This window comes from Thalassolituus marinus (assembly GCF_020320395.1).
Lineage (GTDB): Bacteria > Pseudomonadota > Gammaproteobacteria > Pseudomonadales > Oceanobacteraceae > Venatoribacter > Venatoribacter marinus.
In genome coordinates this window covers 22,366-36,615 of record NZ_JAEDAH010000011.1, presented here as the reverse complement: position 1 = coordinate 36,615, position 14,250 = coordinate 22,366, and the positions used below count along the sequence as shown (strand labels likewise).

General features: G+C 53.0%; 11 protein-coding genes. 2 read left to right on the top strand and 9 right to left on the bottom strand.

Features of this window, described 5'->3' with window-relative positions:
* Positions 1 to 252 precede the first annotated feature (252 nt).
* Complete coding sequence (gene mntA / locus I9W95_RS02865; protein ID WP_225671650.1) at positions 253 to 651, top strand: type VII toxin-antitoxin system MntA family adenylyltransferase antitoxin; 399 nt, start codon at positions 253 to 255, stop codon at positions 649 to 651.
* The gene (gene hepT, locus I9W95_RS02860) at positions 641 to 1,057 is read left to right on the top strand and encodes a type VII toxin-antitoxin system HepT family RNase toxin (protein WP_225671648.1); all 417 of its coding nucleotides are present in this window, start codon (positions 641 to 643) and stop codon (positions 1,055 to 1,057) included. The genes mntA and hepT overlap by 11 nt, the downstream gene beginning before the upstream one ends.
* A gap of 36 nt (positions 1,058 to 1,093) precedes the next feature.
* Here hepT and flgL read toward each other — a convergent pair whose 3' ends face one another.
* From flgL to I9W95_RS02815, 9 genes are all read right to left on the bottom strand, one after another.
* Positions 1,094 to 2,332 (bottom strand): flagellar hook-associated protein FlgL, encoded by a 1,239-nt coding sequence (gene flgL / locus I9W95_RS02855; protein WP_225671646.1) that lies wholly within the window; start codon positions 2,330 to 2,332, stop codon positions 1,094 to 1,096.
* A 10-nt stretch (positions 2,333 to 2,342) separates the two neighbouring features.
* Positions 2,343 to 5,324 (bottom strand): flagellar hook-associated protein FlgK, encoded by a 2,982-nt coding sequence (gene flgK / locus I9W95_RS02850; RefSeq protein WP_225671644.1) that lies wholly within the window; start codon positions 5,322 to 5,324, stop codon positions 2,343 to 2,345.
* Positions 5,317 to 6,360: a flagellar assembly peptidoglycan hydrolase FlgJ gene (gene flgJ / locus I9W95_RS02845; RefSeq protein ID WP_225671642.1), complete on the bottom strand. Its 1,044-nt coding sequence runs from the start codon at positions 6,358 to 6,360 to the stop codon at positions 5,317 to 5,319. The genes flgK and flgJ overlap by 8 nt, the downstream gene beginning before the upstream one ends.
* 363 nt (positions 6,361 to 6,723) lie before the next feature.
* Complete coding sequence (locus I9W95_RS02840) at positions 6,724 to 7,017, bottom strand: hypothetical protein (RefSeq protein ID WP_225671640.1); 294 nt, start codon at positions 7,015 to 7,017, stop codon at positions 6,724 to 6,726.
* A 24-nt stretch (positions 7,018 to 7,041) separates the two neighbouring features.
* Positions 7,042 to 8,139, bottom strand: a complete 1,098-nt coding sequence (locus I9W95_RS02835; RefSeq protein ID WP_225671638.1) for a flagellar basal body P-ring protein FlgI — start codon at positions 8,137 to 8,139, stop codon at positions 7,042 to 7,044.
* 11 nt (positions 8,140 to 8,150) lie between these two features.
* Positions 8,151 to 8,831 (bottom strand): flagellar basal body L-ring protein FlgH, encoded by a 681-nt coding sequence (flgH, locus tag I9W95_RS02830; RefSeq protein ID WP_225671636.1) that lies wholly within the window; start codon positions 8,829 to 8,831, stop codon positions 8,151 to 8,153.
* 19 nt (positions 8,832 to 8,850) lie between these two features.
* A complete protein-coding gene (flgG, locus tag I9W95_RS02825) occupies positions 8,851 to 9,636 on the bottom strand; it encodes a flagellar basal-body rod protein FlgG (RefSeq protein ID WP_225671634.1) in 786 nt (261 codons plus the stop codon).
* A gap of 11 nt (positions 9,637 to 9,647) precedes the next feature.
* Positions 9,648 to 10,394 carry a flagellar basal body rod protein FlgF gene (locus tag I9W95_RS02820; RefSeq protein ID WP_225671632.1) on the bottom strand — a complete coding sequence of 249 codons (747 nt, stop codon included), beginning with the start codon at positions 10,392 to 10,394 and terminating at the stop codon, positions 9,648 to 9,650.
* A gap of 206 nt (positions 10,395 to 10,600) precedes the next feature.
* Positions 10,601 to 14,233, bottom strand: coding sequence for a flagellar hook-basal body complex protein (locus I9W95_RS02815; protein WP_225671630.1), 3,633 nt, complete (start codon positions 14,231 to 14,233; stop codon positions 10,601 to 10,603).
* Positions 14,234 to 14,250 lie beyond the last annotated feature (17 nt).

Below are 14,250 nucleotides of genomic sequence, written 5' to 3'. Positions count from 1 at the left end.
AAGGATTTTTATTTTTGACGCGTGAAAAGTCGGAGGTCGGAGGTCGGAGGTCGGAGGTCGGAGGTCGGAGGTCGGAGGTCGGAGGTCGGAGGTCGGAGGTCGGAGGTCGGAGGTCGAAAGCCGAAAGCCGGAAGTCGAAAGCCGGAAGTCGGACCCCACATATCCGACAAACATATGCATCCCTCGCTCTGCGTGGTAGCCGGTAGCGCAGCCTGTTATGATGCGGACATCAGGCTTGCAGAGGTATGAACCGTGATAAGGGCTTCCGTTGTTGTCCAGTTTTTGCAGCAGAATCTGCCAGGCTTGCTGGCCGTGTACGGTTTTGGCAGCAGGGTTCAGGGCGTTGCAGACGCACAAAGTGATCTGGATGTCGCAGTGCTGGTTGAGGGTTATGCCGATCCTTTGCAGCTATGGCAGCTGAGCAGCGATCTGGCCGATATTGCAGGATGCCCGGTCGATCTGCTGGATTTACGGGCTGCCAGCACGGTGATGCAGCATCAGATTGTCAGCACTGGCGAGCGTTGGTGGGCAAGTGACGTTCAGGCCGGGTTATTTGAGGCATTTATTCTCAGCGAGAAAATGGCGCTGGACGAACGCCGCGCATTGCAACTGCAGGATATCAGGCAAGCAGGAAGAGTTTATGGTGAATGATGTTATTGTTAACAAGGCAGCAACGATTGAACGCTGCGTAAAGCGCGCCCGTGAAGAATATGACAAAGGGCACGACACTTTTGCCAGCGACTTTACTCGTCAGGACGCGGCCATTCTGAATATTCAACGCGCTTGTGAAGCCGCCCTGGACGCCGGCCAACATCTGGTTCGCAGCCATAAACTGGGAGTTCCACAAAGCGCCCGCGATGTATTTTCACTGCTGACTGAGGCCGGTTTTATCCCTTCTGAGCTAGCTGATAATCTGAAAAAAATGATCGGCTTTCGCAATATTGCCGTGCATGAATATCAAACCCTGCAACTGCCGATTACCATCGCGGTTATCGAGCGCCACCTGCCGGATTTTCTGCACTTTACCCGCCTGTTGCTACAGCGGGATGAAGCTTGAAGCATCCGGCATCTGACGTCTGACGTCTGCCAAGCATCACATCTGATCAAACAGCGACATGCGGGAGATCGTCGTGTAACTCTGCTGCGCGGCTTCCAGCAGATAGCTCTGCAGCGACAAGCGACTGACAGCTTCGGCAAAATCCACATCCGACAGCTTAGACAACACATCCTGGTTCACAATCTTCACATCGGCAGCCAGATTGCCGGTATTTTCAATCACATTAAGACGTGCGCCCACTCGGCTGACCACTTCTGACACCGATGCCTGAGCATTGGCCAGGTTGGTCAGGGTATCCTCAATAAGAATATCCAGGGTGGCAGAATCAACTGGATTATCTTCCAGGGTATTCAGGCCATAAGTTAAGCGAAATACAGTGTCCGTGATGCTTTGCTTAGGCGATGATTTAACCAGCACCTCATCCCCCGGCTCCGGCTCACCGCTCATACCCAGCGAAATACCAGCGACCTCAATCTTGGCACCACTGGTATACCCCATATTAAACAAGCCATCGATCACGCGGTTATCCGATGCCCGGCGTACGGTGTAGTTTGTTGCGGGGGGGGAGACTGCTGATTCCGGATTGAAAGTAATAATAATATCGTCGGGATAAAACTCAGCGTAAGCCTCTTCATCAACAACAAAGCCCGGATTAACCTGCATATCACCGGTATTATTGGGATTGATTCCGGCAGTGAAGGTATTTTTTGCTGCTTCGACATCTACAAACAACTCTTTGCCGTTATCGCCGGTCGCCACTGTCGTACTGGCACCAATCGACAGGTAACGCTGGCCTTCGTCACCTTCATAGTCATAGCGACCGGTGGAATTCTGCACGAAAGGCATATCCGCGCCTTTAAAGCCGGCGAAAATATATTCTCCATTGGCATCACGGGTGTTGAATAAATCCACCAGTGCTTCCTGAATCTGATAAGCCTCGGCAGCAATAGCCTGGCGGTCGGTAATCGTCAGCGTACCGCCACCCGCCTGTACCGTCAGCTCCTTCAGACGCGTCAGGTTTTCGGTTACCGATGCAAGGGTCGCTTCTTCCAGGTTCAGCCGGTTTTCGGCAAAGGTCATGTTCTTCTGAAACTGATCGTTCAGTGCCAGATCCTGTTGTAGCTGCAGGATTTTCGTTGATGCAATCGGGTCATCCGCCGGCGTCAGTACGCGGCGACCGGTGGATACCTGCTGTTGGGTTTTATTCACTTCGGTCTGGTTATCCATAATGGAATTCAGACCCTTGGTGTACTGCTGAAGAGTGGATATACGCATCACCCAGCTCCTATCGGAAAGTTGAGATCAGAGTGTCAAAGATACTGCGTGCTACCTGAATTACCTGAGCACTGGCGTTATAGGCCAGTTCAAACTGAATCAGTGCAGCGGCTTCCTCATCCAGGTTTACCCCGGACAAACTGGAAACAGCATCTTCGGAATTGCGCAACAGCACTTCGCTGGAGTCGCGGTTAATCTGGGCTTTACTGGTGGTTGAACCGACTTCTTCAACCAAACGTGAGTAGGCTTCGGAAAAGCTGGTATTTCCCGCTACCGTGTCTTCGGTCTGTAATGCCGCCAGTGACACACCATTACGACTGTCGGAGGTGCCATCGCTATTAAAGTCGATCGTAAATTCGTCACCACTTTGTACCAGGCCGGATACTTCCACATCAAAGCCAAAATACACAGGCTCACCAACCGGATCCTGCTCGAACAGGTTGTTGCCTGGCGGCTCAACATTCAGGCTGTAGCCCGCGTCGGTAATGACTTTAATCTGGCCGCCCATGGTCATTTTTGATGATCCGTGAATACCTGTGGCATTCATTTCCACCCGCGGCTGGAAGCTGATGACACCGCGTTCATTGATGGCTACATCGAGGTTGCCATTAAACGCAAAGCCCGCATCTTCCAGTTGCGTGCGAATAGCATCGACCACTTCATCTCCGGTGGCGTAGCTGCCAGTCATTTCGATACTGAATGTTCCCTGCCCCGGAACATCAAATTCATAGCGATACGGACCACCTTCATCGAAGTTGTAGCCGTCATATTCTGTTAACGGAACAAATGGCGATTCTCCGGTTTCGCGCAGAACAATATCCTGACCATTACTGACCGAGAAGCCATCACCGTTATCACCACTGACCTCAAGATTAATGTCGTCACCGTTCAGGGCAATGATGGTTACTTTGGTACCATCACTGGTGGCGGTAATACCCAGCTCCTGCAAATCGCGACAGGCATTAATACGGTCGGCAACAAATTCCGGCGTAACAGGATCCGGCACTTCCTGCGGATAACCATCGTCATATTTGGCCTGATTCGGACCCAGGGTATCGGTCAGAACAATGCCGTTTACGCTCAGTGTCATTTCCTGAAACGGATTAGCATCGGCGGTAAAATCTGTCAGTTCCACCGTGGTGCGCGCCATAGCTTCCACACCCTCACGCTTACTCAGCTCTTCGGCAATCTCACGAGCCGATGCATTCGCTTTGGTAATTAACGTCGGCTGACTGGTAACCTGACCAGTACGCGGATCGGTATAGCTGATAACAATGCGTTCCGGGAAAAAGCCGTTCGTCGATTCCACCGTTGCCGCCGGAGCGGGGGCCTGATAGGTCGCGCGCACGGGTAATACACCACCAAAACTGGTGAACGAGGTTTTTCCCTCGTCGGCCGGCAACATGGAATTACTGATACCCGGCACATAGGTCTGATTCATCAACGGCGGGAACAACGGAATCGGATTACCCGGGTCTGAATTATCGAGCACGTCGTAGGTGGTCGGTGAAGTAAAACGAATCAGCAACGGTGGAGACAGCTCACCTTCAACATCGAAATAGGATGTGTCGGTATCATAAACACTACCCTGTGAAATCACACCGCTACCACGGTTACCAATAGCGGCATCGGTGGATATCGGGCTGGCAATCGCCACCTGTTCCGGCCGGGTTACATTCATCGCCAGTTTCTGCGATTCATTACGCGTAGGCATAATCAGGAAATCATCGCCGGCCTGAAACGAACCGGCCTCGAATACCAGTTCAAAACCGTCGACCTCGACAGAATCCGGAAAGCTACCACTTAACGCACCGGTTTCTACAATCTCACCGTCATCCAGGCGCTTAATACGGTAAACATAGTCGTCAGGCCCTGGAAACTCTAACTGATATTCACTGGTTGAAAGTGCCCCGGCATCGAGAATATTAACCGCAATAAGACGGTCATTCGGGCTGGCGTTATTACGGTCGCCGAGAATACGGTTATAGATTTTTTCCGGGGCATTAATGTCGGTGAAGTAGTTTTCACCCATCAGGCCATCGTAATCAATACCCAGCTTATGCTGTTCGTTGAAACTCTGGTTAATCACCAGCGCCAGACGTCCCAGACCATTCATCACCGGATCGAGCACTTCGTCGCGGAACTCCAGTGTGCCGCCCAACTGGCCACCGGTAATTTCGCGGGTTACGTTCTGAATTGAATCGCCCTTACGGAAGTAAATATCCAGTCGTGAAGGGTCCGAAGCGCCGGCATCGGTGAATAATTCGTTGGAGTCATTACCAACCACCAGCGCCTGGCCATTACCGATAAATACGTTCCAGACGGAACCGTCCTGCTCAACAATATTGACCTTTACCAGCTCGGACAGTTCTTTCACCAACTGGTCACGTTCGTCCAGCAGGTCATTTGGCTGAACGCCGTTAGCAGACGCCGTAGCGAACTGAATCTGCTCGTTCAATTCCGCAATGGCCGCACCAATAGTGGAAATCTGGCCAGCCATCACTTCCATCTGACCATTGATAATATCGTTCTGCGCAGTCAGACGATCGCTGATCGCGGTAAAACGATCAATCAGACCTTCCGACTCGCTGATCAGAACCGCACGCGCAGGCAGTGACGATGGATCATCAACCACCGCCTGCAGCGCACCGAACATATTTTCCAGACCTGGCTGAATACCGGTACCACTGTCGGCCAGCAGACTGTCAATTTGTTCTGCGTTATTCGACAGTGTGTCAAAGCCGTTAAAGGTTGCCGTATCGCGCCATAACTGTTCTGTCAGGAACTGATCATAGACACGGGTAACCGAATCGATACTGACGCCTGAGCCGATCCAGACACCGCCTTTATTTTGGGGCGATGTGGCACTCTGTGACAGAACCTGACGGGTATAACCTTCGGTGCCGGCATTGGTGATGTTATGGCCGGTAACGGTCAGTGCGGTCTGACTGGCTTTCAGACCAGATATACCAATTTCCAGAATATCAGCCATCGATACCCGCTCCCTGCAGAGCACTCTGCATAGTTTGCAGCGCGTCGTTCAGCGTGCTGCTTTCTGAAATACGGTGAATTTTTACGCCATACTGCGGATCGGTTGCATAGCCTGCTTTCTGCAATGCATGACCATAATGTTCGGCCGACAGGTCCTGACCTATCGCTTGCTGATAACGACTACCGGATTGCAGGAAGGCAGCGTAATCGCGCATACCCTCTTCAGCGGATGCGTAAGAACGGAATGCCGCCTGTTCTTTCAGCGCCACACCGCCACGGTATTCATGAGTCGTCACGGTCACGGCCTCGCCACTCCAGCGCTGATCGGCCTTAATACCGAAGAAATTGAAACTGCTGCGGCCCTGCTCATCGCTGATAACATATTTACCCCAGCCGGTTTCCAGCGCCGCCTGAGCAACAATGGCTTTCGGGTCAACGCCAATTTCGGCACCCACTTTTTCTGCCAACGGGTAAAGAGCGGCAACGAAGCTTTCCGCAGTGGCAAACTGTTGCCCTTTATCCCCATCGCCATTTGCCACACCCTGCTCACCTACGCTGACCGCATCCTCGCTATTGCCGGAGTCTGCTGCAGACGCCTGCAGCACAGAATCGACTTCATCAACAGCGTCCTGCAGTACTTTCGCTGACGGCAGCGACCAGGACATACGGCGGTCATTCATTGAACTCTGATCCAGTGCTTTTGGCTGCTGGGCCTGGTCACCGTAGTTAGACATCAGCTGGCGGTAGATAACGTCCGCCAGGCCCATGCCCTTCTGGCCTGCAAGCGACAGCGCCATCTGGTCGTCGTACATTTTTTCGTAAAAATCCATCTCCGGAGAGCTGAATAATGAGTCCTCTTCAAACACCTTATTCGCGTCCCGCATTGAGCCCAGCATCATGTTCAGAAACATGGACTCGAACTGGTTAGCGACTTCACGCAGCGCAGCATTTTTATCGGCTTTGCCAAGGTTACGAATACCCTGCAAACCGTTAATGTCGGTGAAGACCTGAGCGCTGTTAGCTTGTGTCTGAATCATAGAAATCTCCTCTGAAGAGGAAATTGCAAAATGTTTGCCAAGTTTTGGTCGGAGGTCGGAGGTCGGAGGTCGGAGGTCGGAGGTCGGAGGTCGGAGGTCGGAGGTCGGAGGTCGGAGGTCGGAGGTCGGAGGTCAGAGGTCGGAGGTCGGAGGTCGTGCGTCAGGCTTCAAGCTTCAAGCTTCAAGCTTCAAGCTTCAAGCTTCAAGCTTCAGGCTTCAGGCTTCAGGCTTCAGGCTTCAAGCTTCAGGCGTCTGGCGTCTGACGTCAGCACCGCAGGGGGCCACTCCCAACTCAATGAGGTGAGAGGCGAACCCTGCTGAATATGGGCATTCCGAATATTCAGCATTGCGGGAAATAATTGCCTAGTGCTGTTGGTACATACTGGCTTTTTTCTTATTGCGGGCAACCTGTGCCAGCCCGGACTGCTCCTGCTGCAGCTCAGCCACCAGTGCCTGCTCTTCACGCAGCAGATCTTCGAGGAATGTCTGCTGTTCGTTGGTCAGCTGAATCAGTTGCGTTATTCCCTGAAACCACTGCTCCAGTAGCGCGTTGCGGTGCTCAATGCGTTCTTCAACACCCTCCTTTACGCCTTGCTTAACCAGCGAACGGATTTCCAGCGATAACAGACGGATCTGCTCAAATAAATCTTCAGTCATAATACTTCCGCATTTCAGGTGATATCAGATCACGATTAATTCTGCTTTCAATGCTCCGGCCTGCTTCATCGCTTCGAGAATGGCCATCAGGTCACCCGGAGCAACGCCGACATCATTCACGGCCTTTACAATACTATCCAGCGATACGCCTGGTCCGAACTTGAACATACGATTATCACCGCCATCATCAATATTGATATTGGTTTGCGGCACCACCACGGTATCGCCTTCCGCCAGAGCATTCGGCTGAGATACCTGAAAATCTTCGGTAATGGTGACCACCAGATTACCGTGTGTAACAGCAACCGGCTCGATCAGCACATTCTGTCCCATCACGATGGTACCGGTACGCGAGTTAATAATGACTTTAGCCCGTTCAGTACCAGTTTCAATTTCCATATTTTCGATAATAGAAAGATAACTGACACGCTGACTGGTATCGCGCGGCGCACTGACACGAATGGAAGTGGCATCCAGCGCTTCCGCCGTTCCCGGCCCCATCAGATCGTTAATTTTCTTAACCATGGCGTGTGCGGTGGTGAAGTCCGGCTGATCAAGGTTGAACACCAGACTGTCACCGCGGGCAAAGTTGGTTGGTACCGTCTGTTCAACGGATGCGCCATTGGGAATACGACCGACACTGGGAACGTTCACTTTAATACTGGAGCCATCGTTGCCTTCGGCACCGAAACCACCCACGACCAGATTACCCTGAGCCACGGCATAGATGTTGCCATCGGCACCTTTCAGCGGCGTAAATAACAACTGGCCACCACGCAGGCTTTTGGCGTTACCCAGAGAAGCCACTGTCACATCAACACGCTGACCTGGCTTCGAAAATGGTGGTAGCTCCGCAGTTACAGATACCGCTGCGACATTTTTCAGTTTCGGGTCGGTGCCCGCCGGAACACTGATGCCGAACTGGCTCATCATGTTGCGGAAAGTCTGGGTGGTGAATGGTGCTTTGTCACCGGAACCATCCAGGCCAACCACCAGGCCATAGCCCACCAGCTGGTTGCTGCGCACACCGGCAATGCTGGTAATGTCTTTAATCCGTTCGGCCTGAACCTGAACGGATACCAGCAGCAACAAACAACTCACAGCCGTGAAAAATGTTTTCATAAAAAACGTCCTCAGAACGGCATCCAGGGTGAATTCATGATTCGGTCGAACCAACCCTGTTTAGTGGAGTTATTCAGACTGCCACGACCACCGAATGAAATACGCGCATCAGCCACTTTATTCGACGACACGGTATTGTCCGGTGAAATATCTGCCGGGCGAATCAGGCCACTGATACGGATATATTCATCACCTTCGCTCAGCGTCAGCCACTTTTCACCTCGAATTCGCAGAATACCGTTGGGCATAATTTCCGCGACCGATACTGAAATCTGACCGCTCAGGCTGTTCGAACGATCCGCCTCACCTTTGCCACTGAACTGACGATCGGCACTGGTATCAACTCCGAGGTTAAGGTTCTTCCAGCCCGGTACAGTGCCGAACATACTGCCGACAGAAGCTGAATTAGCCGACGATTTATCCGCTGATGTTTCTGCTGATTTCGACGATTGATACTGCTCTTCAAAAATCACGGTAATAATGTCACCGACACGGCGTGCCTGCTGGTCGGTATACAGGCCCATACCATAGCGCGCCTGAAACAGTGAGCCATTGACCACTGGCGGTGGCTGTAGTCCCTGAGCGGAAACCGGGGCAAAATCAGGGTCGTCCGGATAAACGTCTTTTTCCAGTGGCACTGAAGAGCATGCCACCATAAAAACCGTTGGAATAAGTGCTGTAAGGCGCCACATAACATAACCCTCCCTACAATTACGTATTCTGTGTCAGGAACTGCAGCATCTGATCTGCGGCTGACACCACTTTGGAATTCATTTCGTATGAACGCTGAACGGTGATCATTTTCACCAGCTCTTCCACCACTTCAACGTTGGAATTTTCCAGAGCACCCTGCTCGACTGAACCAAATCCATCCTCACCTGGCACACCACCCTGCGGAGCACCACTGGCAGCGGTTTCGAAGAAAATATTCCCCCCCATCGCCTGCAGACCTGCCGGGTTAATAAAATCCATAGTTTCAATCTGACCCAGTTCCTGCGGCGTCGGGTCACCAAACATGGTGGCCTGTACAATACCGTCCTTACTGATGGTCAGCTGGTTGGTCTGTTCGGGAATAGTAATCTGCGGCTCAAGTGGATAACCGTTAACGTTAACCACCACACCTTCACTGTTAATGTGAAAGGTACCATCGCGGGTATAACCAATGGTGCCGTCCGGCATCTGAATCTGGAAAAAACCACGACCATTAATCGCCAGATCGAGTGGCTGATCGGTTAATTGCAGAGACCCCGTGGTAAATACCTTTTGCGTACCCGCGGTACGAACACCGGTACCCAACTGCAAGCCCGATGGCAGACGCGTATCGGCGGATGAGTTAGCCCCCGGCTGACGCTGTACCTGATAGAGTAAATCTTCAAATACCGCGCGGTCTTTTTTAAAGCCGGTGGTCGATACGTTAGCCAGGTTATTGGAAACCGTGGTCAGCGCCAGATCCTGTGCTTCCAGTCCGGTTTTACTTACCCAGAGTGCTGATAACATAATTTATCTCCTTACTGACTGGACAGCAGTTGTGTGGTGGCCGATGCATTTTCGTCCACACGCTTCATCAGTTTTACCTGCATTTCATACTGACGATTCAGTGAAATCAGGCTGGTTAATTCGGTCACCGCATTCACGTTAGAGCCTTCGACAAAACCGTTCACCAGACTGATGGTCGGGTCGGCGACCGCCGGTGGTGTTGCCGGATCACGAAAACGGAACAGGCCGTCTTCGCCTTTTTCCAGCGCCTGCACATCCGGTTTCACCAGTTTCAGCTGTACCGGCTCAGCCACGGCAGCCGGGTTCTCTCCCAGCGGCTGAATGGTGACAATTCCGGCACGGCTGACTTCAATACTCTGATATTCAGGCAGAACCACAGGGCCACCATCGCCTATCAGTTGCAGACCAGACCCGTTCAGCAAACGGCCGGCCGGATCGACACTAAGATCACCGGCACGGGTGTAGGCTTCCTCGCCATCCGGACCGACCACCGCAAACCAGCCATCACCTTCAATGGTGACATCCAGGCTGCGACCGGTTTCGATCAGCGGTCCCTGACGGAAGTCACTGGCCGGACGCTCGGTCATAGCGTAAGCACGCGTTGGGAAGTGGTCACCGAATACGCCCATGGCGCGGCTCTGGGTATAGTCAGAGCGAAAGCCGGTGGTATTGGCGTTAGCCAGATTGTTGGCGTGCGCAGTCTGTCCCAGCGTGTTCTGCTTGGCCCCGGACATAGCGATAAAAAGTGCACGATCCATAGTCTTAACCCTGATTGATGCAGTCCCAAAGGCTGCGAAAATTCATCATCTGTAAGGGATTAAGCAGAGGCCGTGCCAAAGATGTAAATTCTATGTAATTCAAAGAGTTACATAAAAATGGCGTCACTTTTGTGACACCAGAGGGAGAATGGCGGCCGCCGCTTCAGCCAGAGGCGGAAGCGGCTTGCCGCTGCGGCAACCAGTCCTCAGATGTTGAGAATGGTCTGAGTTACCTGGTCGGTGGTTTCAATGGTTTTGGCGCTGGCCTGGAAGTTCCGCTGGGCAATAATCAGCCCCACCAGCTCCTCCGACAGGTCAACGTTAGAGTCTTCAAGTGCCGATGAGCGAATCTGACCAAAGGAAGCCGTTTGCGGAGAACCAATGGTTGGTACGCCGGATTCAAACGATTCACCCCAGGAGGTATCACCCAGTGGCGTCAGGCCTTCCGGATTGCGGAAGGTCGCCAGTGCCACCTGTCCCAGTGTCTGCGCCTGACCGTTGGTGAAGCGGGCAAAGATAATACCCTCATCATCCACTTCCAGGCCGGTCAGACGGCCGGTGGTGTAACCATTCTGGCTCACTTCGTTCACCGAGAATTCGCTGCCGAACTGAGTAGAGCCGGCCAGGTCAATCTGGAAGTTGGAGTTTACCGGTGGCTCGCTCAACGGTAGGCCGCCTTCCAGAACGTTCACCGAGCTCAGTGCACCGGTTGGATTGCCGTCAGCATCGACCGGGTCCCAGTTGGTGATGTAGATATCACCGGTTGCCACTGGGTCGAAACTGCCGTCCTGATTAAAGAACAACTCGTAACGGGCTCGGCTTGGCTCAAGGTTTTCCGGGAATGGCAAGGTGGCATCCGGGTCACCCACGTCATTGCCATCAATCAGCACGTACATAGCCCAGACGTTTTCCTCATTCGGACGGTTCGGGTCCAGAGGCTCCTTCACGAAGTACTGAGTCATCACATGGGAGTTACCCAGGCTGTCGTAAATCGTCATCGAGGTTGCGTGGTTGTAGGTATCCTGATCGGTCGGATCAAAGGCGTTCAGGGTGTAAGGCGTAAACTCATCTTCTGTCAGCGCGCCGAAAATGCCGGAAATCGCCGGAGATGGTTCGCTCAGCATGTAATCTTCATTCAGAATGAAGGTCACCACACCACCGACAGCAGCCGCTTCAGCCGCACTGGAGGAGCCGCCCAGAACCACAGGGCCAGTGTTCTCTGCCCCGACCACCACCAGCGAGTCACTGACTACCGGACTATCGATGGCGAGCTTAATGTCGCGACCGATTTCGTTGGTGATAATCAGGTCGCCACTTTCATTAATGCTGGCTTCGAAGCCAGGTAAAGTGGTGCTGCGGTACGAGTTAATCTCGTCAGCAATATCTTCCAGCGATGTCGACTCCAGCTCCTGACCATTCAGAGTCAGAACCATGTTATTTCCCGGGCTGTTATAGCTGGACAGTGGAATCGTCATGGTGGTCAGCGCCGAAGCAGTCACCCCCGGATACTGGTTAAACAACGCCACAATTTCGTTGGCTTCTGCCTGCTCAGGAATGGTGATTGTGCTCTCTTCACCATCCGGATCTGTCAGTACCACGGTGGTCTCAGGGTACTGGTTATTTACCCCTTCAATACCTGTGGTCAGCAGCGTGTTGTCATCCGGATTCACCTGTAGCAGAGCATAAAGATCCGATTCGCTGATATCCGGGCCGGAAGCCGTGATATTGGTAACGGTGATAATAGACGCTTCACCATCCTCGGTTGCACGCAGCTGTAACTGGTACTGTGGTGGTGTTGTTTTCGGCTCTACTTCCACTGCAGTCGCCTGCACACCGATATAGGCATCGGCATCCTGGCTGTTCAGCTGACGGTTAATGGCTGCGGCCAGCTGCTGCACCGAGCGGAATTCTTCATCCAGCGAGATCATTACCGAACCACTGCGGTTGTCTGAATCCGGTGCCGGAACAGTCAGGTTGATACGGAAACTGTTGGTACGATCAACTTCGTCTTCACCGGTTACCGTAAACAGGCTGTCAAAGCCCAGCGCTGCGACCGCCTGTGGCTCAGCAACGGTTGGCGTAATCGAGATACCCTCGCCAGAACCCACGTTGGTGTTGGTAAATACCAGCTGACCGCCCACTGCATCGACCGTTACTTTGCCCGACAGACCAGTAGCACCGATGTAGACATCAATCTGCTGCTGAATGGCCACCGCCAGATCGTCCAGAGAGGCGTAGTTCGCTGGCGGAATGGTCAGTGTGAACGGACCACCACCCAGACCTGTAGTACTGGTCACTTCCAGCTGGAATTCGTTGTTGGCCTGCACCGGCTCAACACCGTTGTCGAAACGGTTACCGGAATAGAAACCAAGGTTATCAAGGCTGTAGTTAACAGAGCTGACACTGTTGTTGGCGATTTGCAGGTAATCACCACGGTTGCCTGGCGCTTGCACCTGGAACTCAATAAAGCCAGCGTTATTCACCGCCAGTACTTCTTCGTTACCAGCACCCGCTGTTGCCGTAATCTGCGCATTAATCTGCGCAACCGCATCGGCCACGCTCAGCATTGCATAACCGGAGCCCGGAGACGCACCCAACCAGGCGGCTTCGCTCAGGTTAATCGGATAGGTGGCACCGGATTCGGTGGCAACAGTAAAGGCCAGCACATTACCGCCAACAGTGCTGACATCCAGTGCGCCATACAGGTTAGAGGCTGTCAGTGCAGCAAATTCACCCGGATCACTGGCAACGATGTTCAATGAAGGCGTAGCCGTGGTACGGGTTGTGGTAGAAGTACCCGGTACGCTGGTCATATCTGCCGTCAGGGCGTTAGAGCCAACAAACAACAGCGAGCCTGCGGTACCTGCGGTCACTGCACCCGCCGCCCCGAATAATGCATCCCAGGTCGCACTGTTCGTTAATGCGAAGCTGGAACCGTCGGTGGCGGAGTAGCCAGCACGTTCAATCACCAGTTCACCGGCGCCACCGACTGAAGCCGTAAGTTGCTGAGAACCCAGCTGGGCGTCGATAGACTGCTGAATAATGGTCAGCGCTTCGGCTTCGGTAGAGCCAGCAGGAATAGCCGTCAGAGTAATCGTCTGCACGCCGTTGCCATCACCAAGGTCAACATCAATGGTTTTTGTACCGACCGTACCAGCAGTACCTACATCCGCGACAGTTAAACCAGCACCGCCAGCAAAGGCCATTTGTGCAGGAATACCGGCGGTTGTCGGCTGACCGGCAGAAGCCAGAATGGTGGTGGTGGACTCCAGAATACCTGAGTCAGCGGTACCAATAGCCAGACCATTAGCCACCAGTTGCAGACCCTGCTCCTGCAATACCGATTCACTGGCATCCAGATTCAGAATCGCCGTCGCCAGATTGGTCAGACGCGGCGGCTGGTTAGCCACCTGAATACGGATATCATCAAGGACACCGTTAACCACGCCGTTAGCATTGGCCGCATAACCCTGCAGGCGAGAGCCATTATTGGCAACGACATAACCGTCTTTATCCAGAGAGAAAATACCGGAACGGGTGTAGCTGATGGAGCCACTGCCTTCGAGTACGAAAAAGCCGTTACCGTCGATGGCAAGATCGAGCGCGTTTTCGGTACCGCTGATATTACCCTGACTGAATTCCTGACGGACGTTATCGACCATCACACCGCTACCGACCGGTTTTACTCCGGTGCCCAGCAGTGTGGTGGTGTACACATCAGAAAACTCGGCGCGCGACTCTTTAAAGCCGGTGGTACTGGCGTTTGCGATGTTATTACCAGTAACCTCGAGATCGGTCGAGGCAGCGCGAATTCCACTTAAACCAATGTTAAAAGCCATAATCTTATCTCCGATGC